The organism is Pacificoceanicola algae, from assembly GCF_049341065.1.
GTDB lineage: Bacteria > Pseudomonadota > Alphaproteobacteria > Rhodobacterales > Rhodobacteraceae > Pacificoceanicola.
On sequence record NZ_JBMPIX010000003.1, the window covers coordinates 287,647 to 311,910 of the forward strand.

Consider the following 24,264-nt stretch of genomic DNA (forward strand, 5'->3'; position numbering starts at 1 on the left):
TCAGGCCCGCAGTCCCAGCCATTTCGACATCAACGACAGTTCGATCACGGTCATCAAGATGCGCGCGACGTGGTGCAGGCTGACCAGCGCAGGGTTGGCCGCCAGACTGAGCGCAATCACCGACATTTCGGTCACGCCGCCCGGGGCGAAGCTGATGAACAGATGCAAGAAGGCCAGATCGGTGGCGTAGTGCAGCAGCACCGCAAAGGCGCTGCCCAGCAGCAACATGAAACAGACCGACAGAAAGCTCAGCCACGCCGAGCGGCGCAGCAGTTTCGCGTCCATGCCCTGAAACCGTAGGCCAAGGCTGACCCCGATCACCACTTGCGCGCCGGAAATCATCCAGAACGGCACATGAATATCCAGCAGACCGGCGCTTGATGCAGCGCCCGTCAACAGCAGTGGGCCGGTCATCTGCCCGGCGGGCAGGCGGATCACCTTGGCGATGCTCAGGCCCGCCACGCCCGTCAGGATGATTGTCCCCAGCGCGGCAAATGTCAGCGGCGTCGTGTCCGCACCGCCCAGCGTCAGCCCCGCGGCGCTGCCCACCGGATGCCCCAGCCATAGCGACAGGCCCAGAGGCAGGAGCGTGATGACAAAGATGATGCGCAGAAACTGTTGCGAGGTCAGAATTCGCGTGTCCGCACCCGAAGCCTCGCCCAGTAGAATGCTTTCCATCAATCCGCCGGGGGTGCCGGAATAAAACGCCGTGGCGCGGTCGTACCCGCCAATGCGGCGAAAAATCAGCGCATTGCCGCTGTGCGCAAGAACCACAAACAGCGCCAGCGCGCTCATGGTCATGGGCAGTTCGGCGGCGAGGCGCAGAAAATCACTGCTAACTTGCGAGCCAATCATCACGCCGATCAAGCTGACGAAAAATGTTCGGAACTTCAGCGGGAATCGGTAGCTTTCGAGCGGTGCGGGTTTGATCAGCGTCACCAGGGCGACCGAAGCCAGGAGGCTGCCCAGCATCCACGGCATGGGCAAGCCGCCGCGATAAGCCAGCCAGCCGCCAACCGCGCCCAAGCCCAGCAAAACAGTCGTGATCAGGATCAGGCGGGACGTGCCCTCGGGGAAATGCATGCTGATGTCATACGCCTGTCCCGAGCATGGTTCAATTGGTCGCGTGTCAGGCCCGCCGCGCTGCCGCCACCCAGATCAAGGCCAGAACAAACGACACCAGCACATTATAATTGGCCATCGACAGGCCGAACATCTCCCATGGGATGTCGTCGCAGCGGATCAGGGGCGCCTCAAGGATCTTCTGAGTCAGCTCTTCGGGCGTCAGCCCGGCGATCGACCCGGAGGTGCAGCTGTTGGGGCCTTCCCACCACTTGCGTTCGACTCCGCTGTGATAAAGGCCGATCACAGAGGAACTGAACGCCCCCAGCGCGCCGATCCACAGCAGCGGTGCAATGGGTCGCCAGAGCGCCACGGCGCCGACGAGGATCGCAAGCACATGGCCATAGCGCTGCCAGTAGCACAGTTTGCAGGGCGGCATTTCGCCAATGTACTGGAACCCCAAAGCCCCAAGCATCAATGCGGCCGAGCCGCCAGCGGCCAGAATAACCAGAAGTTTGCGGCTCATAGGTACCTCACAAGCAAGAAGCCCGCCAAAAGGATCACGACGAAGGCGGTGAACACAAGGCCCAAACGCTTTTCGATAAAGTCACGAATTGGTGCGCCAAAGGTGCGCAACAGACCGGCGACGATGAAAAATCGCAGGGACCGCGCGATGATCGAGGTCACGATGAACGTGCCCAGCGGCATCGCGGTCCAGCCCGACATGATGGTGATGACCTTGTAGGGAAAAGGCGTGATGCCTGCGATCAGCACCGCCCAGAAGCCAACGCCGTTGAAGCGGGCGTTGAACTCGGCCATCGCGTCGGCCTTGCCCATGGCGGACAGAAGCGGCTGACCGACGCTTTCAAAGAAGAAGGCTCCGATGGCATAGCCCAGCAGACCGCCCAGCACCGAGGACAGGGTGGCCACTCCGGCAATCAGCCAGGCGCGGCGCGGCGCGGCCAGCACCATGGGGATCATCAGGATATCGGGCGGAATCGGGAAGACCGAGGATTCGATAAAGGCGACAAGAGCCAGAAACCAGATCGCCTTTGGATGTTCGGCCTTGGCCATTGTCCAATCGTATAACCCGCGCAATATGCCCACTCCTTGGTTTTCGGCGCCAGAAACCATGCGGACATATGATGCGCAATCCCCCTTTACGATCGCCGGACAGAGAGCTAAACCACACCCCGTGCCCAAGTGGCGGAACGGTAGACGCAGGGGATTCAAAATCCCCCGCCCTTGCGGGTGTGTGGGTTCGAATCCCACCTTGGGCACCATTTCCGCACCAATCATGATCGTTTTTGCCGGGCTTTGGTCCGCGTTTTTCTGCGAGTCGCGCGCGCAGACCTGACAATTCGAATTGTGGCGAAACTGACTGAATTTGCGCGGATGATTCGGCAGGCTTTGACGTTATAGGCGCTTTCTTTCAGAACAATCCAACCTACGATTGCGCATTGGTTCCAAGTCGCGGCCAAAGGGCGCCACATTTGGGCAAACGAATTCGCGGCCAACGGTCGGAACGATTGCCAAATCGATTGTTGCCAAGCCCGACACAAGCGACCTGCGCGCGCGCCTCTCTGATCCGGGACTGCGCCGCAGATTCGACAAATTTTACGGTAAATCGACCGAAAAACGTAAATTATTGGTAAGTTTTGGTGAAACAATCCCAACCGGGTTTGGCGAAAATTTTACGAAAACTCTGCCACAATCCGACGTTTCGCCCCGCTCGTCGGCGCGAGGCGGCAGATTTTCCCCTTTGTTCATTCTTGGCAGATGCGTATTAATTGGCCCAAGCCCAACTGGGGGGTGAAGACTGTTGGCCACGGGGGCGGCCGCTGAACTGTGATGCACCTGCAAAGGTGCGAGGTGACGCGAGGGCGGAGAATCCGTCCGTGCTGCTTTGGGGCATTCTTCGTCCACGCTAAGACGTGGGCAAAGGCAGTCGCGACTTCGCATCAAATCGCAGGCATGACGAGTAATTGAGAGAACGGGCAGTGCTGCGCGCATTGTCGCTGCTACTGCGAACCGGGTTCTCCCGGGAAAGGACGAGGGTCGAAATATGGCTGATCTGTTTCTCAACTGGGGGGATTTGGGCCCCTATGGTACCAATCTGAACGACGGCGACACCGTGACTGTGGATACTGGCGGTGTGGCGGTGGATGTCGCCTTTACTGCTCAGGATGACTACGCCACGGCGTTCACCTTCAATGCCGATGGCTATGTCGGGGCCGGCGAAGACCTGAGCCCGAATTCCTTCCTGAAGCTATTTGACGATGTGAACAACGATGGTGCCCCGGGCACCTCGACCGCGACCATGACCTTTTCGGCTGTGGACACCGCGAATTTCACCGACGAAGTGCAGGGCGTGACCTTCCGCATCAACGACATCGATATGTCGGCGCTGAACGGCGATCTCGGCGAAGCTGCCGCGGACGGGTTTCAGGATATCGTGACGATCAACGCCTACGATGCCGAAGGCAACCCTGTGCCGGTGACCATGACGCCGGAAAGCGCGGTTTCGGTGACAGGCCAGACCGCGACCGGCACGACCGAGGGTACTTTTACCGATGCCACGGGATCGATTCTTGTGACCATCGACGCGCCTGTTCACACAATTGAAGTTGTTTACGGAAATGGCGATCTTGCGCAGCAGGGCGTGACCATTTCCGACGTGCACTTCTCGACCGTGGATACCGGTGAGGACCTGCCTCCGGTGGCCGAAGACGATCTTGCCAGCACGCTTGAAGACACCGCGGTGATCATCGACGTTCTCGACAACGACAGCGATCCCGAAGGCCAGCCGCTGAACGTGATCGGCGCGACCGTGGACACCGGCACTGTGACGGTGAACCCAGACAACACCCTGACATACACGCCGCCCGCCGATTATAACGGCCCGGCGACGATCACCTATACGATCGAGGATCCGGCAGGAAACTCGGCCACCGGCGAAGTCGCCGTGACGGTCGAGCCTGTGAACGATGATCCGGTCACCACGCCGGACTCAGCTGAAACGCCGGTGGACACGCCGGTCGTGATCACGGATCCAGCCGCCAACGACACTGATCCGGATGGCGACCCCGTCACCGTGGGCAGCATCGGCACACCAACCAATGGCTCGGCCACACTGAACCCCGATGGCACCGTCACGTACACACCTGACGATGGTTTTGTCGGCGAAGACACGATCCCCTACGTTGCAGAAGACGGCAACGGTGGCAGCGCCCCCGGCGAGATCATCGTGACTGTGACGCCGAGCGAAAACACGGCGCCTGACGCGGTGGACGATTCCAGCGCGACCTTGGTCGACACGCCTGTGACAATCATCGTGCAGGGCAATGACACCGATCCGGAAGGCGATGAGCTGACCACGACCCTGGCCACCGATCCGCTGAACGGCGATGTGGTGATCAATGCCGATGGTACGGTAACCTATACGCCGGACACAGGATTCGTCGGCACCGACACCTTTGATTACACCATCAGCGACGGCAATGGCGGCGAAGACACCGCGACTGTGACCGTGGTGGTCAACGATGGCTCGAACACGCCGCCGGTTGCCTTCGACGATACCGAGGACACCACCGTTGACACTCCGGTAACCCTTGACCCGAGCCTCAACGACATCGACGCCGAAGACCCGACCGAAGATCTGACCGTCGTTTCCGTTGGCGATCCGCTGAACGGTACCGCCGTGGTCAATCCCGACGGCACGGTCACCTACACGCCCAACTCCGGCTTTATCGGTACCGATGAGTTCACTTATGAAGTGCGCGATACCGATGGTCTGGGCGATGTTGGCACCGTCACCGTTACCGTCAGCGAAGATCGCAACGAAGATCCGGTCGCCGCGGACGACGCTGAATCGACCTATGTCGATACGCCGATCACGATCAGCGTTCAGGACAACGACAGCGATCCGGACAGCGACCCGCTGACCACCGCCTCGGCGACCGATCCTTTGAATGGTGACGTGACCGTGAACCCGGATGGGACAATCACCTACACGCCGGACGCGGGCTTTACCGGGACCGACACCTTTGACTACACCATCAACGATGGCAACGGCGGAGAGGACACGGCCACCGTTACGGTCACTGTCGATCCCGCGCTGAATACCGATCCCGACGCGGTTGACGATGACGAGTTGACCGCTGTCGACACGCCCGTCGTCATTGATGTGCTGGGCAACGATACCGATCCGGAAAGCGATCCGCTTAGCACGACTTCGGTTACTGATCCGACCAATGGCTCGGTCGCGATCAACGCGGATGGCACGGTGACGTACACACCCGACGCCGGCTTTACCGGGACCGACACGTTCGATTACACCATTTCCGACGGCAATGGCGGCGAGGACACGGCCACGGTTACGGTCACTGTGGAGCCGGGCGAAGACGACAATGCAGCGCCCGTGGCTGAGGACGACACCTCGAGCACTGAAACGGATACACCCGTGACCGTTGACGTGCTGGCCAACGACAGCGACCCGGATGGCGATCCGATCACCGTGACCACCGCCATTGCCACCGATGGCACCGCAACGGTCAATCCGGATGGCACGATCACCTTCACCCCGGATGCTGGCTTTACCGGCGATGCCGTGATTGGCTACGCCATCGAGGACCCCTCGGGCGCAAGCGATACCGCGACAGTGACCATCACCGTTGCTGATGCGCCGAACCAGGATCCGACAGCAGTTGACGACGTTGCCACGACGCCCGAGGACACGCCCGTTGTGATCACTGATCCTGCGGCCAACGACACCGACCCGGATGGCGATCCGCTGACCGTCACATCAATCGGCGATCCGACCAATGGCGACGCCACGCTGAACCCCGATGGAACGGTTACTTACACGCCTGACCTGGGCTTTACCGGCGACGATACAATCCCGTACACAGTCGATGACGGCAACGGCGGCACCGATACCGGTGAAATCGTTGTCACCGTTACGACGGCGCCTCCGCCGCCGCCGCCCGCCGGACCGCTGATCGACACCGATATCTTCCCGGTAGATCCGACGCTGCAATCGCAGGACCCGTTCGACGGATTCGACGAAGACCCCGATCCTACTGACGATCTGGACAGCGTAGATGGCACCAACGGCAGCGATGTGATCAACACCGGTGACGATGCCGATACGATCAATGCTGGTGGCGGTAGCGATGTTGTCAATCCGGGCATCGACGATGACCTTGTCTATCTCGGGGCCGGCAACGATTCACTGATCGACCCGCAGGGCGCGGACACGATCTATGGCGGTTCGGGCGACGACACGATCATCGCGGGCGTCGACACCTTCTCGAACTACGAAGGCGATGATCCCTTCTTCCCGACGCTTGGGTTCGCCTCGGATCCCAATACCGACGATGGCCGCGACTATGTCGAAGGCAATACCGGCAACGATTACATCGAAACCGGCGATGACGACGACACGATCGACGGCGGTCAGGGCGATGACACAATTGATGGCGGCATCGACGATGACTTCATCACCGGCAACCTCGGCAACGACTCGCTTCTGGGCGGTCATGGCTCCGATACCATCGATGGCGGTCAGGACGACGACTATATCGACGGTTCGGCCCCGACGGCGCTGGAGCAGACCGACGATATCGACGTCAACACGGAAAACGACCGCGATAGCCTGATCGGCGCGCTCGGCAATGACACGATCCTTGGTGGTGACGATGATGACACTCTGCTTGGCGGCTCTGGCAATGACCTTCTTGACGGTGGCATCGACGAAGACCTTATCCTTGGTGGCAACGACGACGACACGCTGATTGGCGGGCAGGGTGCAGATACCCTGAACGGCGGGGCTGGCGACGACAGCATCGAAGGCGGTGCAGACCGCGACGTGATCATTGTCGACAGCGCATCGGATGGTATCGGTGATACCGTCGATGGCGGTGCCGCGGGGGACGACTACGACATTCTGGACCTGAGCGGGGCCGGTGTGCGTGGGACGGACTGGCGCATCGTCGATACGTCGCCGGACAGCAACGGCAACGGCATTGACGGGACGGTCGAGTACCTGAACGCCGCTGGCGATGTCACGGGCACCATGGACTTTTTCGAGATCGAAGAAGTGGTTCCCTGCTTCACCCCCGGCACGCTGATCGCAACGCCGCAAGGTGAACGTCTGGTGGAAGAACTGCAGGTTGGCGACCGGGTCATCACCCGCGACAACGGCATTCAGGCAATCAAGTGGATCGGTCGCAAGAATCTGACGGGCCATGACCTGGCGCGCAAGCCGCACTTCCGCCCGATCCTGATCCAGAAGGGCGCTTTGGGGAACAATCTGCCCGAGCATGACATGCTCGTCTCTCCGAACCACCGCGTTCTGGTGGCCAACGACAAGACCGCCCTCTATTTTGAAGAGCGTGAAGTTCTGGTCGCGGCCAAGCACCTGACCGGTCTCGACGGGGTCGATGAGGTCGAAAGCCTTGGCGTCGCCTACATCCACGTGATGTTCGATCAGCACGAGGTGATCCTGTCGAACGGCGCATGGACCGAAAGCTTCCAGCCCGGGGATTACACCCTCAAGGGCATCGGCAACGCGCAGCGTCAGGAAATCTTTGAGCTCTTCCCCGAGCTTGAGCATGCCGAGGGCCTCAAGGCCTATGGCGCGGCGCGCCGCTCGCTGAAAAAGCACGAGGCGCATCTGCTGACCAAGTGATCCTTGCGGGTCCAGAACGACTTATGCAGCGCGTTCCGGTCTCTTTCAGGATCGGAACGTGAAACGAAAACGGGGCAGAGTGATCTGCCCCGTTTTTATTATATGTCAGTGAGTTGTGAGTGGATCTTAAGCCACAGCTTCAGACCGCCAGGCTTCCCAAGCCTCGGGCGTGTCGAGATCCGTCAGCGCCCGCTTGCCGTCCAATGGAACGCGGATCAGGCGATGCTGGTTGGCTTGCAGGATATCGCGAGCGCCCTGATCGCCGGTCAAACGGCTCAGCGCTGGAAAGCAGTCGGCGGGGAACAGGACAGGATGGCCAGGCGTGCCGTCAAGTGTTGTTGCCTGTTGGAGCATTGGGTGCGTTACGGATCGGAAGCTATTGATGACCTTGCTTAAATCCTCGGTCAAAAGGTCCGGCATATCGGCGGGCAGGATCATGACGGCCCGCATCCCTTTGGGAAGATGGCCAACCCCGCGGCGCAAGGAGGCTGACATGCCTTCCTTGGCGTCTGGAATGGCGACAAGCTGAACCGGTAATCCCGCCAGCCCATTGGCACGCGGATGGTCATAGTCCGGCAGGGTGACAGCCACATGGCAGCCGGTGGCAAGCGCTTGCATCGCCTGGCGCCGCAAAAGCGGCATCCCGTCGACCTGTTCAAGCAGTTTGTCTGTCCCGTTCATCCGCGAACTTGCGCCAGCGGCAGGAATCAAGATGGCTATGTTTTGCATGTCGTGTTTATAGCAGACCCTACGTCAATTTGGCAGGTCCGCCTGTGTCAGACCTGCCTCAAATTGTGTCACGGCAATAGCTATGCCCTAAATGCTGCGTTTGCAAACAAGAGGTTACCCGCGCATCCTTGTTCCATCCGCGTCGAACAGTGCCCTGTCCAGCAACCGCGCTTTGCAAAGCTTTCCAAGGATTTCGATCTCAGCCTCAAGTCCGGGTTTTGCCAAATCGCGCGGGATCAGGGCCAATGCGATCGACGCCTTGGCGTGATGCGAATATCCGCCCGAGGTGCAGAACCCCAGCACTTTTCCGCCGATCCACACTGGCTCGTAGGCCTGCACATCGGCGTCCTCGGCCTCGACCATAAAGGCGACCGAGACCCGTTCGGGCGGAGAGGCGCGTTCGGCCTCAGCGGCGGCGCGGCCAATGAACTGCGCAGGTTTGCTCCAGGCAATGAAACGATCAAGCCCGGTTTCAGCGCAGGTGTAATCCGGGCTGAATTCTGCCCCCCAAGAGCCAAAGAACTTGTCCAAACGCAGGCTCATCATGGCGCGCATGCCAAAGGGTTGCATGCCATAAGTCTGGCCCGCCTGCCATAGCACCTGCCAAAGCTGGCGTTGCGCCATCGGATCGCAGTAAATCTCATAGCCCAGATCGCCGGTATAGCTGACGCGCTGAACAAGACAGTCGGTCATGCCGATGGTCATGGCGCGGATATCCATGAAGTTCAGATCGACACTGTCGCGGGTACAAGCGGACAGAACCGCTTTGGCATTTGGTCCGGCGAGCTGGAAACCGTTCAGTTTATCACTGATATTCTCAATGGTTACGCCATCTTCCTGATGTGAGAGGAACCAGCGCATGTGATAGGCCTGCGCGCCATAGCTTGCGGTCAGCTGGAAAGTCTGTTCGTCCAGACAGGACACGGTGAAATCGCCAATGATCCGCCCGGACGGCGCCAGCATCGGGTTCAGCGCCAAACGTCCGGGCACCGGAATGCGCCCAGCCATGATCCGATCCAGCCAATCGCGCGCTTTCGGCCCGGTCACGCGGTATTTTCCAAAGTTGTGAACTTCATTGATTCCGACGGCTTCGCGCACGGCTTTCACCTCGCGCGCGGTGGCGTCAAAGGCGTTGGAGCGGCGGAACGACGGGGTTTCATAGCGCGGCTCGCCCTCGGCGGCGAAATAGTTCACCACCTCCAACCCGTATTGGGCCCCCCAGACAGCGCCCATGCCTTCAAAGATATCGTACATCGGGGTCGTGCGATTGGGTCGCGCGGCGGGCAGTTCTTCGTTCGGGTAGCTGACAGAAAACCGTTTCTGATAGTTTTCAATGACTTTCGGTAGGGTATAGCCCGGGCTGATCCAATCGCCAAAGCGGGCCACGTCCATCGCCGCGGTGTCGCGCTCGCACTCACCATACACCATCCACTGAGCCAACATCAGCCCGACGCCGCCGCCTTGGGAAAAGCCCGCCATCACGCCGCAAGCGCTCCAATAGCCGCGCAGGCCGGGGATCGGACCGACCAAGGGGTTGCCGTCAGGGGCAAAGGTAAACGGCCCATGGATCACGCTCTTGACCCCGGCGCGCTCCAGAACGGGAAAGCGTTTGTAAGCAAATTCAATGCTTTCCTCGATCTTGTCAAAGTCATCTGGCAGGAGTTCGTGGCCAAAACTCCAAGGCGTGCCATCCACCGCCCAAGGGCGGCAGGGTTGTTCATAGAACCCAATGCACAGCCCGCGCCCTTCCTGCCGCAGATAGCTTTCGCCTGCCGGGTCCATGACATGGGGATGCTCGCTGTCGCGCTCGTAAATCTCGGGCGTGTCGTCGGTGACGATGTATTGATGCTCCATCGGGTGCAGCGGCAGATAGATCCCGGCCATGGCACCGACTTCGCGCGCCCAAAGGCCGCCCGCGTTGACCACATGTTCGGTGTGAATTGTGCCTTTGTCGGTGACAACATCCCAAGTGCCGTCAGCACGTTGCGTGGTTTCCTTTACGTGGCAATGAGTGACGATTTCCGCCCCGCCCATGCGCGCGGCCTTGGCATAGGCGTGGGTTGTGCCAGAGGGGTCAAGGTGCCCATCCAAAGGATCGTAAAGCGCGCCGATAATGCCATCGAGGTTCACGATGGGCGCCAGTTTGGCAATCTCCTCCGGCCCGACGATCTCGGTCTCAAGTCCCATGTAGCGGTGCTTGGCGCGCTCGGCCAAGAGCATGTCGAACCGTTCCTGATTGTCGGCAAGGGTAATGCCGCCAACATGATGCAAGCCGCAGCTCATTCCGGTGATCTCTTCAAGCTCGCGGTAAAGGCGAATGGTATAGCCTTGAAGCGCCGCCATGTTGGTGTCACCGTTCAGTGTGTGAAACCCACCCGCCGCGTGCCATGTGCTGCCCGAGGTCAGTTCGGACCGTTCCACCAGCATAACATCGGACCAGCCCAGTTTCGTCAGGTGATACAGCACGGACGCGCCGACGACCCCGCCTCCGATAACGACAACGCGGGTGGTGGTTTTCATGGCGCTTTCTCCTCGGGTTGCCCAACCGGGGCGGGCAGTTTCTCAGCGAGAGGGTGCCCGCCTTTCGATGTATTTGAAAAGAGAAGAAGCAAGAGCACTTGGCCCAAGGCGACGCGATATGTCGGTAACAGGCGATTGTGCGACATGGCGCTGGGGCAGGGTGAGCGTCAGGTTAAGCGGAGAGGTTTCATGCGCACCCATGCTCAGGCGGTCGTCATCGGTGGCGGCGTCATCGGTTGTTCCATTCTGTACCATCTGACCAAGCTGGGCTGGTGCGATGTGGTGCTCTTGGAACGCGACGAATTGACCAGCGGCAGCACATGGCATGCGGCGGCCAACATTCATGGGTTGCACGACAGCACCAATATCAGCCGCCTGCAACATTATACGATGAATTTGTACAAGGAACTCGAAGCCGAGACCGGGCAGGGCTGCGGTGTTTTCCAGCCGGGCAGCTTGTACCTTGCACAGACCGAAGAGCGCGAACACCAGTTGCGCCTGCAAGAGGCCAAGGCGCGGCTTTACGGCATGAACTTCCACGAGGTCAGCATTGATGAGGCCGAGCGGTTGCATCCCTTGGTCAATTTCGATGGCATTCGTTGCATCATGTATGAACCGGATGGCGGCAACGTCGACCCAAGCGGGGTGACGGCCGCCTATGCGGCAGGGGCACGGGCGCGCGGCGCGGAAATCCATCGCTTTACCCCGGTGACAGCGACCGAGGCGCAGCCCGATGGCACATGGATCGTCCGCACGCCCAAGGGTGATATTCACACGCACTGGCTGGTCAATGCCGCCGGGCTTTGGGGGCGCGAAGTGGCGGCTCTGGCCGGGATCAAGCTGCCTTTGCAACCGACCGAGCATCAATATTTTGTCACGGAGACCATTGCCGAGATCGCTGGCCTTGATCGCCGCCTGCCGTCCGTCGCCGACCGCGACGGCGAATATTATCTGCGTCAAGAGGGACAGGGCCTGCTGATCGGCGCTTATGAGCGCGACGTGCGGCTTTGGGCCGAGGGCGGAACCCCTCTGGATTTTGCGCATGACCTGTTCCCCGATGATCTGGAGCGGATCGAAGAAAACATGATGCGTGCGATCGACCGGGTGCCCTGTGTCGGCGAGGCCGGGATCAAGCGGGTGATCAACGGGCCGATGATCTGGTCGCCGGATTCCAACGTGCTGATGGGGCCGGTTCCGGAACTGCGCGGCTATTTCTGCTGCAATGGCATCATCCCTGGCTTCAGCCAGTCCGGCGGCATGGGCCTGATGGCCGCGCAATGGATCATCGAAGGCGAAATGCAGTACGACATGTTTGCCTGGGATGTCGCGCGCTTTGGCGATTGGGCCGGGGAGGCCTTTACCAAAGCGCGGGTGATGGACCAGTACGCGCACCGCTTCAAGATCCACTTTCCGGGCGAAGAGCGCGCCGCAGGGCGACCCGTGCGCAGCCGTCCGATCTATGAGATGCAACAGGCGATGGGCGCGGTCTTTGGGCTCAACTTCGGGTGGGAGCATCCGGGGTATTTCGATGCCGATACCCCGGACAGCGCCGGGTTCACCCGGCAGCCCTGGTGGCACAGCGTCGGGCGCGAGGCGCGCAATCTGCGCGAACACGCCGGGATCATCGATATCTCGAACTTCGCCAAGTATCGGGTGACCGGGCCGGGGGCCGAAGAGTGGCTGAACGCGCTGTTCGCCAACAAGATGCCGCGCGCCATTGGCAAATCCTGCCTGACGCCGCTGATCGGCAAGCGCGGCGGTATTGCCGGGGATTTCACCGTGACCCGTCTGGGGGAACAGGAGTTCTGGGTCATTGGGTCGGGCATGGCCGAACGCTATCATCGGCGGTTCATGAATGACGTGCCGCTGCCCGCGGGCACCGAGGTTACCTCGATGACCGAGGCGATGTGCGGTTTCAACGTCGCTGGTCCGCGGTCGCGCGAGATGTTGCAGCGGCTGACCAATGCTTCGCTTGAAACGCCGGACTTTCCCTTTATGGCCAGCCGCAGGATCGAACTGGCCGGAGTCGAGGTGATTGCCCTGCGGGTGTCGTTTACCGGCGATCTGGGATGGGAGCTGCACTGCCGGACCGAGGATCAGGCGCAGCTGTATCAGGCGCTGCTTGAGGCTGGCAAAGAGGTGGGCGCAAGGCCGGTGGGCAGCCGCGCGCTGATGTGCCTGCGGATCGAAAAGGGTTACGGATCCTGGAGCCGAGAATACAGCCCCGAGTATTGGCCGCAAGAGGTGAGGCTTGACCGTTTGTGCAAGCTGGACAAGGATTTCCTCAATAAAGACGCGCTGTTGCAAGTCATTGATAAAGCCCCGCGTGAGAATTTAGTCATTCTTAAGATTGATGAAGACGCGACCAAAGCCTCCAACGCCGATGCCACCGGAGGAGAGCCGATTTTCCTGAATGGTCAGGGTATTGGCCGTGTCACTTCAGGTGGTTACGGCTATGGCGTCGGGATGAGCCTTGCTCTTGGCTATGTCAAAGCCGGGACAGCCGAACCGGGCGATGCCGTGGAGGTCATGATCCTTGGCCGTCCGCACAGCGCGCGCATTCTGGAACAGCCCCCGTTTGATCCCGAAGGCAGGCGGTTGCGCGACTAGAAACTCCTCCGTTTTGGACCAACCGCGTCACAAAGACGCCCCTTTGACCGTTCATCCGTGAGCCGAGCGGACAAAGGGGTATCAATGGACCAGGAGCTGACTTCATTTCGCAGCGCTTTGGCGAGCGTTGTGCGCACCCCGAAAGTGACACTGATGATCGCGCTGCCGCCGATCCTGTCGTCGCTGTTGGGCGAATGGCTGATGTCTCTGCCGTTCGAGCTGCCATTTCCCTTGTGGAAGATCGTATTCACAGCGTTTTTCTTTGCGCGCATGGGGCTGGCCTGGCACCGCTGGCAGTTGTTGGGAGAAATGCCGGGTCTCAGGAAATCGAAGGCCCCTGCAGCGCAGCGCCGTCGCTATCAACTTCAAGCGGCCATAATCAGCGTTGCGGCGTCTTTGGGAAGCGTCTTTGGCGTCGTCATCTTTGGCACCGGTTTGGATGTCGTGTCGGGGCTCTTTGGGGCCACAGACGTTTCCTTTCAATCGGCGTTCCTGATGGGAAGCGCTGAAAACAACGGCGCCTTCCTCGAAGGTTTTGTGGTCTGGGCTCCGCGTTTCATCTTGGCGATCTGTTTTGCCGGGATCTTGTTGTGGATGGGTCATTCCATGCCGTGTCTGGCCATCGGCTTGCCCAAGACTGCGGCGCGCAGATTGGATGTTCCCAGTATCGTCGTCGGCGCGGTCGGCTTTGGCGCCATTTGGTTTGCTGGCTTTTTGCTGACGCATACGCTGGCCGGTATGATCGGAGCCCTGCCGGACATCCTGATGGATCTCGCAACCCTGCTGGTGAACGCGCCGATCATTCTTTGCACTGCGTCATACGTTGTCACGGCAAAGCCGGAGACTTGGGCCAAAGGCCAAATGGCCGCTGGGACTTTGACCCACGCCTGACGATGTGCGCTGGCGAATTGCAGCCAGATTGGGCGCACGTTTGGTTGCAGGGCGTTGATGAGTTGCTAAAGTCGCCTTCTTGGCGAATCTTTTGAGGCGACACGAATGCGGGCTGGTATCCCGGAAGATCAGGCAGCGCGACTGGCCGAGCTGCGCAGCTACAACGTTTTGGACAGCGCCCCCGAGGCCGCCTTTGACGACGTTGTTACATTGGTCGCACGGCTTCTGGATGCGCCGGTCGTGCTGGTGAGCCTTGTTGACGAGGCGCGCCAATGGTTCAAGGCCCGCGTTGGGATGGAGGCACCCGAGACCCCGTTGGAACAATCCATCTGTTCACACGCGATCCTTCAGGATAAACTGACGGAAATCCGAGATACGCTGGAAGATCCGCGCACGCAGGACAATCCTCTGTGCTGCGGCCCGCTGTCCGAGATGCGGTTTTATGCTGGCGCTCCGCTGATCACGCCCACCGGCCGCAAGCTGGGCACGCTCTGCGTTCTGGATGACAGACCTCGGGTCCTGGACGATACCCAACGCGAGGTTCTGCGCGTCATGGCCGATCAGGTGATGCGCCAGCTTGATCTGCGCCGGGCCTTGGCTGCCGAAGAAGTGCTGCGCGACGAAATCGACCACCGGGTCAAGAACTCCCTTCAAACGGTGTCGTCCTTCCTGCGGATCTATCGGATGCGCGCGCAATACGATGAAACCCGCGATATCCTTGAGGCGGTCAACCGTCGGGTGACGGCTGTTGCAGAGCTGCACGCCGCGCTCTACCAATCCGGCACGCAGGGCGAAGTCGCTCTGGACGATTATCTGGGCCGCATGGTGTCCCTTCTGACGCAACAAGCGCCGCCGGGAATTCGTCTGAACAGCGATCTGGCGTTCGTGATGGCCGAACCGCAAACCGCGTCGGCACTGGCCTTGATTGTAAGCGAATTTGTCGCCAACGCCTACAAACATGCCTTTCCGCAGGGAACGAAAGGGCAGGTCAGGATCGCACTGACGACGACAAAGGATGCAATGGTGCTGGCCTGCGAGGATGACGGTTCAGGCGGCGGCGCTCCGGCGACTGACAGCACCGGCATCGGGATGCGGTTGATGGATGCTGCGGCGGAACAACTGGGCGGAACCTTGCAGGCCGGGCCGGACGTGGGCGGGTACCGTCTGCGACTGGTGATTCCGAACCGGCCCGAGGCCATTTCTACAAAGGCCGCACTTTCAGCTGAGTGATGCGGTTGTTTTCGCGGCCCATCACTTCGAACCGGAAGCCGTGAAACGAAAAGACCTGACCGACGGTCGGGATCATCTGAGCCTCGTGAATGACCAGCCCCGCGACCGTATTGGCCTCGTCATCCGGCAGGGACCAGTCCGTCGCACGGTTGAAATCGCGGATCGTCATCGACCCGTCCAGCCAGTAATTGCCGTCTTCGGCGCGTTGGATCGTGTGATCGGCCTGCGGGTCATGTTCGTCGGTGATCTCTCCGACGATCTCTTCGAGGATGTCCTCCAGCGTGATCAGCCCCTGAAGCGAGCCATATTCGTCCACCACCAGCGCAAAATGTGTCCGGCGACGCAGGAACTGCCGCATCTGATCGTCCAGCGATGTCGTGTCGGGGATGAAATAGGGTTTCATCGCCACATCGGTGATCTTGAACCCTTTGAAGCGTTCCTCGGTCGAGGGGGCGCCTTCGAACATCTTGTACATCGCGCGGACAAGATCCTTGGCGTGGATCACGCCCACGATGTTTTCCGGATCGCCTTTGTAGACGGGCAGGCGGGTGTGGCTGCTTTCAAGGCACTGACCCAGAATGTCCTGCGGTTCGGCATCGGCATTGATCATCTCGATCCCCGAACGGTGCAGCATGATTTCTTCAACCGCGCGGTCGCTCAGATCCAGCGCACCAAGAATACGATCACGGTCTTCCTTTTCAACCACGCCTTCCGAGTGACCCAGTTGCAAGGCCCCGGCGATCTCTTCGCGCACCGCGAGGATGTGGCTGTCGGGATCGGTCTGCACGCCAAAGATGCGCAGGACCACCCGCACCAGAATACGTACCGCCGAGACCACAGGCGCGAACAACCGCACCACCACGGCAATCGGCCCGGCAACGCGCGCGGCGGCGGTTTCGGGGTTGGTGATGGCATAGGTCTTGGGCAGAACCTCGGCAAAAATCAGCACCAGCAGGGTCATGACCAGCGTCGCCAGCGCCACGCCATTCTGGCCAAATGCTCGGGTAAACAGGGCGGTCGCGAGCGATGTCGCCAGAATGTTCACAAGGTTGTTGCCCAGCAGGACCGAACCGATCAGCCGCTCGTTGTCCTCGGTGATCTGCAGTGCCTTTTCCGCCCCGCGTGATCCCTTGTCCGCCCCGGCGCGCAGCTTTCCGCGCGAGGCGGCCGTCAATGCGGTCTCGGACCCCGAAAAGAAGGCCGAGAGCATCAGCAGTCCCAGAATTGACGCGGATGTGATCCAGAAGGCGGCGTCGAGCACGCTGGTCTCGGGTTCCATGTTCAGGGCTTTCCTATATTGCTTGGGTGGTTATGGGGGCGCGGGGCGCTGCGATCAAGGGGGTGGGCCATGATACCGATGACGATGCATCACAGGCAGGTGGTCCCCGGCGATCTGCTGGTCTTTGGCGGGCCCTATTCCAACCTTCAGGCCACCCGTGCCGTCCGCGCGCAGGCAAAGTCGCTTGGCATCCCCGCAGGCAATTGCATCTGCACCGGCGATGTTGTTGCCTATTGCGCGAATCCGCTCGAAACAATTGCCGAAATTCGCGATTGGGGCTGTCAGGTTATCGCCGGCAACGTCGAGCGCCAACTGGCGCAAGGCGCACTGGATTGCGGCTGCGGGTTTGACGAAGGCACCACCTGCGACAGGCTGTCGGCAGGCTGGTATGCCCATGCCAACGCTCACGTGACGCCCGAGGCCCGTGATTGGATGGGTACCCTGCCGGACATGATCCGTTTTGACCACGCAATGGGGCAAATCTTCGTCCTTCATGGCGGTGCAACGCAGGTCAACCGCTTCCTCTGGCCCAGTTCATCGGGTGCCGACTTGCGCAGTGAAATCGCTGAACTGCAGGCGGGTGACGACACGATAAAGCCTGCTTGTATTCTGGCTGGCCACAGCGGGATCGCGTTTCAACGCATGATCGAGGGCATCAAATGGATCAACGCCGGGGTCATCGGTATGCCGCCGCACGACGGGCATCAGGCAACGCGCTATGCGGTGCTGCAAGAAGACGGTGAGGCCGAAATTCATCACCTGCACTATGACGCCGAAGGCGCCGCATCTGCGATGGAACAGGCTGGGCTGACCCAAGGCTATCACGTCGCCCTTTTGGACGGGCATTGGCCTTCTGAGGATATTCTTCCAGCCGACCTGCGGCGCTGAAACTCTGTTGCACCGCCGATTTCAGGGGTCTGAAAATATCACAGGGAGGCGCCCGCAGGACGACAGGGCAGCGGGCCGAAACCCCGGGCGGGTCAATCCCGAGCCAAAGGATGGTGATCCAGAACCAGTTCTTTCAGCCGTTCTTCCAGCACATGGGTGTAGATTTCGGTCGTGGCCACATCCGCATGGCCCAGCAGGGTTTGGATTGCCAGAAGATCGGCGCCATTGGCCAATAGATGCGTCGCAAACGCATGGCGTAGCGTGTGGGGCGTGACCTTGTCCGGCGATACTCCGCCTTCGACTGCAAACTCCTTGATCAGCATGTAAAACGCATGGCGCGTCAGATGCCCCGCCTTTGCACGCGACGGAAACAGAAAGCTCGAGGCAGCTTTGCCCGCCATCCGCGCGATATCTTCCTGTTCATCGCGGACCGCCAACCAAAGCGCCAATGCGTCGCGCGCCGGCGGCGACAGGGGCACCATGCGTTCCTTGCCGCCCTTGCCGCGAATGAGCAACATGCGCGGATCGCCCCGCGCTGCCGCCAATGGCAGGGACACCAACTCGGTTACGCGCATCCCCGTGGCGTAAAGCACCTGCATCAAACAGGCATTGCGCAGACGGTCACCTTCGGTCCGGCCATGCGCTTTGGCCGCGTCCAGCAGCCGGTCCACTTCTTCGACGCTCAGAGTCTTGGGCAGGCGTTTGTCGCGCCCGGGGCCGGCAATTTGCACCGCCGGATTGTCTGCCCGCAGCCCCTCGTCAAAGGCGAAACGGTACAGCTGTTTGATCGCTGACAGACGCCTTGCACGGGTCGCTCGCGACAAGCCCTGTTCGTCACAATGCACCAGATAGGCCTCGACGTCGGATTTCTGGGCCGAGGTAAAGTCGCGGCCGTGATCGCCTAACCAGTCTTCGACGTGGCTCAGGTCACGTTCGTAAGCGGCCAGTGTATTGGCGGCCGCGCCGCGTTCGGCGGCCATGGCTTCGAGGAAGTTCGATATCCAGAAGCGCGCGCTCATCGCCGCGCGCGCTCGGCGTCCAGCACCATGACCTGCAGTGCCGCGCGCCGTGCCGTATTCTCAAGCCCCAGCGACCGCAGGGTCGTCAGCGCGTCGGTCAGATCCGGCGAATTGCCCTCGGCGCCCGACGCGAACATCGCCACCGTCCGCAAGATCACTTCGCCCAGGCGGCCCTCTTGCAGTTGCGCGGTCAAAACCTCGGGCACCGGTGCGCCCGAGAACCCCGCCGCAACGGCAACCGCATGCGGCAGATCCACCGTTTCGGTGGCCGGGGGCGTCTGTCCACGCGCCACCGCCGACAGGAACTGCGTCTCATCGCTTTGAGTTTCGAGCTGCGCGCTGAGGTCTTCGTAGGACGGCGACAAAAAGCCCGAGCGCGCCGCCATCCGTGCCGCACGGCCTGTCAGATTCAATGGTGCGAGTTGGTCGGCGAAGAGTTCCGAGAAGGCGACCAAAAGACCGGCGCTGGCCATCTGCGACCAGACCTTGGGCAGGGCAAGGCCGACCGCATCCGGTGCGCCACGCTTGAGTGCGGTTTCAAAATCCTGAAGCGCTGAAACCCGGTCCCAGACCCCACCGGAAGCCGCCGGTTTTCGGAGCGTATAGAGCCCGAGCAGCCGGTTGGCCGGCATCGCGCCGACACGGGCCAAACGCTCGGCCGCCTCGATCTGCGCGCGCCAGCCGTTGTCCCCGCTCAGGTCCAGAACTGAATATTCAAGCGGCAGCGGCGCCGTTGGCAGCGGCTCGCCCATGGCTTCGAACAACCGGAATTCCAGCGGAGTCGGGCGCACGGGCGGGATCAGTGGCGGGCGTTCCGCGGCGATCTCGTCATCGAGAAACCGTTCAAGCAGGTCGATGCGGCGCGGCGGCAAGTCACCCAAAGTGCGTGCCGAGGCCAAAAGTAGGGTTGCGCGCTGCCAATCGCCTTCACGCGCGGTGCAGAAAATCCGCAGGGCAATATCATCGCTTAGACCCGGCCGGGCGCGCAGCGCATTACAGGGCGCCGACGCCTGGCCCAACAAAAGATTGAGATCAGCCCAGCGGGCAAACAGCTCTGGATCGTCGTGACCGGCGATATCGATCAAGGCAAGCGCCTGTTCGACGGCGCCGAGCTGGATCAGCCAGTCCAAACGCGCGCCCAGATGGGCGATCCCGGCCTCGCCCTGCGCAGGTGGATCGGCTTCGGCCAGCATCAGCGTATGCAATAGATCGCGCAAAGCCGGGACGGCGGGCCGCGCGGCGCGGATCAGGGTGCGCAACCTTTCGGGGTCAGATCCAAGCCAAAGCGTGCCGGGAAGACCGGTGACCTTGGACGACAACAGACCTGCACCGCCTGCACTGGGTTCTCCCAGCGGCATTTCCTGAACCTGCGGCGAGGTGGCGCTATCGGCGACTGGATCGCTTTGGGCAAAAACGGCAGCGCCATATCCGGCAAATACGCCGACACACAGCAGACCGCTCAAAGCGGATCGAAAACGAAAATGAGTGACCTTATTTTGCATCAAGCTCGACTGGCACGCGAATCTCTGTTTGTGGCGGGCTGAAATCAGCGCCGAAAAATGGACCAAGATATGCATACCCCACCAGGGCAATTGCCCCAAGAACAAGAAGATAGAACAAGTATTTCAATAGGCGCCCCATGCGCGCGTCTCCCTGCCTCGGCGTTTTTTAGAGTTTATACCTAGCCTTTTTGTCTCGTTCACGTCATTCACGCAACGAAGAAACGAATGGGCGTAAGATGGCCGAAGGGAAGCGGTATAAAGGGTTGATCCTGCACAAGACTGTGGTGATGGTCGGAATGATGGGCGCGGGAAAGACAGCGGTTGGGCGTGCTCTTGCCGCGCAATTGGGTGTGCCGTTCCGCGATTCGGACCACGAAATCGAACAGGCCGCCAATATGACCATCGCTGAAATCTTTGAGCGTGACGGCGAGCCGTTCTTTCGCCGCAAGGAAAGTCAGGTGATTGACCGGCTGCTCGATGGTACGCCTTGTGTTCTGTCCACCGGCGGCGGCGCGTTTATGTCTGCCGACAATCGTCAATTGATTTCGCAAAAGGGCGTCTCGGTCTGGCTGAATGCGGATCTCGAGGTGCTCTGGTCCCGTGTTCGACACAAGGATACGCGGCCCTTGCTGCGCTCGGCGGACCCAAAGGGCACGCTCAAGGCGCTTTATGACAAACGGGTGCCGCAATACCAGTTGGCCGATATCACAGTGATCTCGAAAGCGGATCGTTCGCTGGACGAGATGGCCGGGATCGTCCGCCAGACCTTGCTGGATACCCGCCCTGATGTGTTGGAGAGCAAACCATGACCCAGATCGTAGAGGTCCCTCTGGCGGGGCGCGAATATCAGGTGCGGATCGGGCAGGGGCTTTTGGCCCGCGCCGGGGCGGAAATCGCGCCGCTTCTGCACCGCCCGCGCGTGGCGATCGTCAGCGATGAAAACGTCGCGGCAAAGCATCTGGACACTTTGACCACGGCGCTTGCCGCCGAAGGAATCGCGAGCGTCGCCCTGACCTTGCCTGCGGGCGAGTCGACGAAAAGCTGGCCGCACTTCACCCGTACCGTTGAATGGCTGCTGGAAAACAAGATCGAACGCCGCGATGTGGTGATCGCCCTTGGCGGCGGCGTTATCGGCGATCTGGTGGGGTTTGCTGCGGCGGTCTTGCGCCGCGGCGTACGTTTTGTGCAGATCCCGACGTCGCTTCTGGCGCAGGTCGACAGCTCGGTCGGCGGCAAGACAGGGATCAACGCACCGCAAGGCAAGAACCTGATCGGCGCCTTCCACCAACCTGCGCTGGTGCTGGCCGATATCGACATGCTGGCCACCCTGACCCCGCGCGATTTCCTTGCCGGTTACGGCGAGGTCGTGAAATACGGGTTGCTCGGCGATGCGGCCTTCTTTGACTGGCTCGAAGAAAACGGTCCCAAGGCGGCCGCCGGTGATGCCGAGGCGCGCACCTATGCGGTCAAACGTTCGGTCGAGATGAAGGCTGAGATCGTGCTGCGCGATGAAACCGAACAGGGCGACCGCGCGCTGCTGAACCTTGGCCATACCTTCTGTCACGCGCTTGAGGCCGCCACCGGCTATTCCGACCGGCTATTGCACGGTGAGGGTGTCGCTATCGGCTGCGCACTGGCCTTCGAACTTTCGGCCCGCCTCGGCCTTTGTGCTCAAGAAGACCCCAGCCGCCTACGCGAACACCTTGCCACGATGGGGATGAAGCGCGACTTGCGCGATATTCCCGGCGATCTGCCCTCGGCGGAAGTTCTGCTTGACCTCATGGGACAGGACAAAAAGGTGATCGACGGTCAATTGCGCTTTATCCTCGCGCGCGGCATCGGCGACAGCTTTGTCACATCCGAGGTTCCACGGGACAAAGTCCTGTCGTTGTTGCAGGAACAACGAGCCGCGTGCTGACCCAAAGGTCCGGCGGGTGGTATCACTGGTCCACCAATATCCCGGGTGTCGCGTCAAAGGCGCGCCGGTCGTATTGCGTATGCAAGGCGAAACCTCTGCGCTCAGCGCCGGCTGCGCAAAACCATCAACTCTCCGACATTCTCACGGGTGACATAGCCCAGAACATGCCCGGCGCGGTCTGTCGCCGCCACCGCAGGTGCCTCGGCCAGGGCATCCAGTGCTTGCTGCAAAGGGGCCGCCAGTGGCAAAGCTGGAATTCCGGTGGTCATTGCCTCTGACACAGCATGGGAATTATGCCCCTCGGCCATGGCCTTGAACAATGCGCCACGTGTCAGGAACCCAACCAAACGACGCTCCGAATCCAGAACCGGAAACTCGTGCTGTGTTGTGCGGATCAGGGTTTGCGCGGCCACATGCATCGGATCGCTGGGTGCGAGGGATTCGAAACTGGTGATCACTGCGTCCCGCAGAAACAGATCCTTGGCAATGTCGCGGCTGGCAACATCGGTGGATTCCGCCTGTGCCGCCAGAAAGATGAACACGGCAATCAATACGAGGACCAGGTTCCCCGAACTCAATCCCCAAAAGCCAAAGAAGAATGCCGTCAACTGGCCCGCCGTTGCCGCAATCCGAGTCGCACGCACGCGGTCCATCCGCGAAGAAAGCAGTGCCCGCAGTACGCGGCCTCCGTCCATCGGGAACGCCGGGATCAGGTTGAACAGGGCTAAGAACAGGTTCACCGCCGCGAGCCGCCCAAGAAACTCGGCCGTGGTTGTCGGATCGGCCAGCGCCTCCATATCGGTCGAGGCTCCAAGCGCCATCAGCACGGCCCAGATGACGATATTCACCGCGGGACCGGCCAAGGCGACAGCGACCTCGCGACTTGGCTTTTCGGGCATGCGTTCCAAGCGGGCCAGACCGCCGATAGGCAATAGCGTGATGTCCGGAGTCTTGATCCCATAGCGCCGCGCCATTAGCGCATGGCCGTATTCATGTGCCACGACACAGGCAAACAGCGCGATGATAAAGCCGAGGTTGATCAGCGCCGCCGAAGCCCCCCCGGTCGAATATGCCGAGGCTCCGACCCAGGCCAGCAGCAGGAAAAACGTCGCGTGCACCCGCAATTCAGAGCCGAATAGTCGACCCAAAGGAAAAGACCACGTCATTGCGACACCCCATCACCCGATTGATATGCCTAACAGATAGGGGCTGTGGCACCCCGGCGCTAGCGTGCTGAGCTGACGCACCAATGAAAAGCGGCGCGAAATCATTCGCGCCGCTCTGAAATGTCGAATGTGACGCGCCCTAGAACGGGATCTCGTCGTCGATGTCGCGCGCCGGGGCACGGGCCGGGCCGGAGCCGGATCCAGAGCCGCCGCCATAGCCAGGATCGTCATAGCCGCCGCTGGGGCCGCCATAATCGCCGCCACCCGAGCCACCGCCGTAGCCACCGCCGCTTCCGCCTTCGCTGCGGCCGTCGAGCATCACCAGAGTTCCGCCGAACCCTTGCAAGACAATCTCGGTCGAGTAGCGGTCATTGCCGGTCTGGTCCTGCCATTTGCGGGTTTGCAGCTGGCCTTCGATATAGACCTTGGAACCTTTGCGCAAATATTGCTCGGCAACCCGGACAAGACCCTCTTGGAAGATGGCCACCGTGTGCCACTCGGTCTTCTCGCGGCGTTCGCCGGTGTTGCGGTCTTTCCAATTCTCGGATGTGGCGATGCGCAGGTTGCAGACCTTCCCGCCGTTCTGGAAAGTGCGCACTTCGGGGTCGCGCCCCAAATTGCCCACCAGGATCACCTTGTTTACCGAACCGGCCATACGTCATTCCCTTCGAATCTTATCGGCAGTAATTTGCCGCAACTTACACCAGCCGGGCAGGGATCATAAGGGGGCTTTACGCTGGGCTGGTGGAATCCTCAAAG

The 24,264-nt window shown here is 60.8% G+C and carries 18 protein-coding genes and 1 tRNA gene; 8 read left to right on the plus strand and 11 right to left on the minus strand.

Annotated elements, in window-relative coordinates; all coding sequences use genetic code 11:
• From ACOYQJ_RS06340 to ACOYQJ_RS06350, 3 genes are read right to left on the minus strand one after another with little or no spacing between them, the layout of a single operon-like run.
• Positions 1-1,083 (minus strand): AbrB family transcriptional regulator, encoded by a 1,083-nt coding sequence (locus tag ACOYQJ_RS06340; protein ID WP_422905162.1) that lies wholly within the window; start codon positions 1,081-1,083, stop codon positions 1-3.
• Between the two features lie 46 nt (positions 1,084-1,129).
• Positions 1,130-1,588: a disulfide bond formation protein B gene (locus ACOYQJ_RS06345; protein WP_422905163.1), complete on the minus strand. Its 459-nt coding sequence runs from the start codon at positions 1,586-1,588 to the stop codon at positions 1,130-1,132.
• Complete coding sequence (locus tag ACOYQJ_RS06350) at positions 1,585-2,160, minus strand: YqaA family protein (protein WP_500797224.1); 576 nt, start codon at positions 2,158-2,160, stop codon at positions 1,585-1,587. Before ACOYQJ_RS06350 ends, ACOYQJ_RS06345 begins: the two co-directional genes overlap by 4 nt.
• 99 nt (positions 2,161-2,259) lie before the next feature.
• Here ACOYQJ_RS06350 and ACOYQJ_RS06355 point away from each other — a divergent pair.
• Positions 2,260-2,345, plus strand: a tRNA-Leu gene (locus ACOYQJ_RS06355).
• Between the two features lie 782 nt (positions 2,346-3,127).
• Entirely contained in the window at positions 3,128-7,753 is a 4,626-nt protein-coding gene (locus ACOYQJ_RS06360) for an Ig-like domain-containing protein (protein WP_422905164.1), read from the plus strand.
• 126 nt (positions 7,754-7,879) lie between these two features.
• On the opposite strand, the gene ACOYQJ_RS06365 is transcribed toward ACOYQJ_RS06360, so the two are convergent.
• Both ACOYQJ_RS06365 and ACOYQJ_RS06370 read right to left on the minus strand, forming a co-directional pair.
• Positions 7,880-8,482 (minus strand): nucleotidyltransferase family protein, encoded by a 603-nt coding sequence (locus ACOYQJ_RS06365; RefSeq protein ID WP_422905165.1) that lies wholly within the window; start codon positions 8,480-8,482, stop codon positions 7,880-7,882.
• Between the two features lie 114 nt (positions 8,483-8,596).
• Positions 8,597-11,002, minus strand: a complete 2,406-nt coding sequence (locus ACOYQJ_RS06370; RefSeq protein WP_422905166.1) for a GcvT family protein — start codon at positions 11,000-11,002, stop codon at positions 8,597-8,599.
• A gap of 189 nt (positions 11,003-11,191) precedes the next feature.
• On the opposite strand from ACOYQJ_RS06370, the gene ACOYQJ_RS06375 reads away from it, so the two are divergent.
• The 3 genes from ACOYQJ_RS06375 (at position 11,192) to ACOYQJ_RS06385 (ending at position 15,733) form a co-directional block, all read left to right on the plus strand.
• The gene (locus tag ACOYQJ_RS06375) at positions 11,192-13,612 is read left to right on the plus strand and encodes a GcvT family protein (protein ID WP_422905167.1); all 2,421 of its coding nucleotides are present in this window, start codon (positions 11,192-11,194) and stop codon (positions 13,610-13,612) included.
• Between the two features lie 84 nt (positions 13,613-13,696).
• Positions 13,697-14,503, plus strand: coding sequence for a hypothetical protein (locus ACOYQJ_RS06380; RefSeq protein WP_422905168.1), 807 nt, complete (start codon positions 13,697-13,699; stop codon positions 14,501-14,503).
• 105 nt (positions 14,504-14,608) lie between these two features.
• A complete protein-coding gene (locus tag ACOYQJ_RS06385) occupies positions 14,609-15,733 on the plus strand; it encodes a histidine kinase dimerization/phosphoacceptor domain -containing protein (RefSeq protein WP_422905169.1) in 1,125 nt (374 codons plus the stop codon).
• Here ACOYQJ_RS06385 and ACOYQJ_RS06390 read toward each other — a convergent pair.
• The gene (locus ACOYQJ_RS06390) at positions 15,705-17,012 is read right to left on the minus strand and encodes an HlyC/CorC family transporter (protein ID WP_422905170.1); all 1,308 of its coding nucleotides are present in this window, start codon (positions 17,010-17,012) and stop codon (positions 15,705-15,707) included. The genes ACOYQJ_RS06385 and ACOYQJ_RS06390 overlap by 29 nt on opposite strands.
• A gap of 69 nt (positions 17,013-17,081) precedes the next feature.
• Here ACOYQJ_RS06390 and ACOYQJ_RS06395 point away from each other — a divergent pair, with 69 nt between their 5' ends.
• The gene (locus ACOYQJ_RS06395) at positions 17,082-17,900 is read left to right on the plus strand and encodes a metallophosphoesterase family protein (protein WP_422905171.1); all 819 of its coding nucleotides are present in this window, start codon (positions 17,082-17,084) and stop codon (positions 17,898-17,900) included.
• Between the two features lie 92 nt (positions 17,901-17,992).
• On the opposite strand, the gene ACOYQJ_RS06400 is transcribed toward ACOYQJ_RS06395, so the two are convergent.
• The 3 genes from ACOYQJ_RS06400 to ACOYQJ_RS06410 are packed head-to-tail and all read right to left on the minus strand — an operon-like array spanning position 17,993 to position 20,560.
• Positions 17,993-18,919 (minus strand): site-specific tyrosine recombinase XerD, encoded by a 927-nt coding sequence (locus ACOYQJ_RS06400; RefSeq protein ID WP_422905172.1) that lies wholly within the window; start codon positions 18,917-18,919, stop codon positions 17,993-17,995.
• On the minus strand, positions 18,916-20,382 hold the full coding sequence (locus ACOYQJ_RS06405) for a hypothetical protein (protein ID WP_422905173.1): 1,467 nt from the start codon (positions 20,380-20,382) through the stop codon (positions 18,916-18,918). The genes ACOYQJ_RS06400 and ACOYQJ_RS06405 overlap by 4 nt, the downstream gene beginning before the upstream one ends.
• Positions 20,383-20,410: 28 nt before the next feature.
• Positions 20,411-20,560 (minus strand): hypothetical protein, encoded by a 150-nt coding sequence (locus ACOYQJ_RS06410; RefSeq protein ID WP_422905174.1) that lies wholly within the window; start codon positions 20,558-20,560, stop codon positions 20,411-20,413.
• Positions 20,561-20,657: 97 nt separating this feature from the next.
• On the opposite strand from ACOYQJ_RS06410, the gene ACOYQJ_RS06415 reads away from it, so the two are divergent.
• Both ACOYQJ_RS06415 and aroB read left to right on the plus strand, forming a co-directional pair.
• Positions 20,658-21,230, plus strand: a complete 573-nt coding sequence (locus ACOYQJ_RS06415; RefSeq protein WP_422905175.1) for a shikimate kinase — start codon at positions 20,658-20,660, stop codon at positions 21,228-21,230.
• On the plus strand, positions 21,227-22,339 hold the full coding sequence (aroB, locus tag ACOYQJ_RS06420; protein WP_422905176.1) for a 3-dehydroquinate synthase: 1,113 nt from the start codon (positions 21,227-21,229) through the stop codon (positions 22,337-22,339). Before ACOYQJ_RS06415 ends, aroB begins: the two co-directional genes overlap by 4 nt.
• Positions 22,340-22,440: 101 nt before the next feature.
• Here the strand turns inward: aroB and ACOYQJ_RS06425 are convergent, their stop codons facing one another.
• On the minus strand, positions 22,441-23,505 hold the full coding sequence (locus tag ACOYQJ_RS06425; protein ID WP_422905177.1) for a site-2 protease family protein: 1,065 nt from the start codon (positions 23,503-23,505) through the stop codon (positions 22,441-22,443).
• Positions 23,506-23,644: 139 nt separating this feature from the next.
• The gene (locus ACOYQJ_RS06430; protein ID WP_422905178.1) at positions 23,645-24,160 is read right to left on the minus strand and encodes a single-stranded DNA-binding protein; all 516 of its coding nucleotides are present in this window, start codon (positions 24,158-24,160) and stop codon (positions 23,645-23,647) included.
• Positions 24,161-24,264 lie beyond the last annotated feature (104 nt).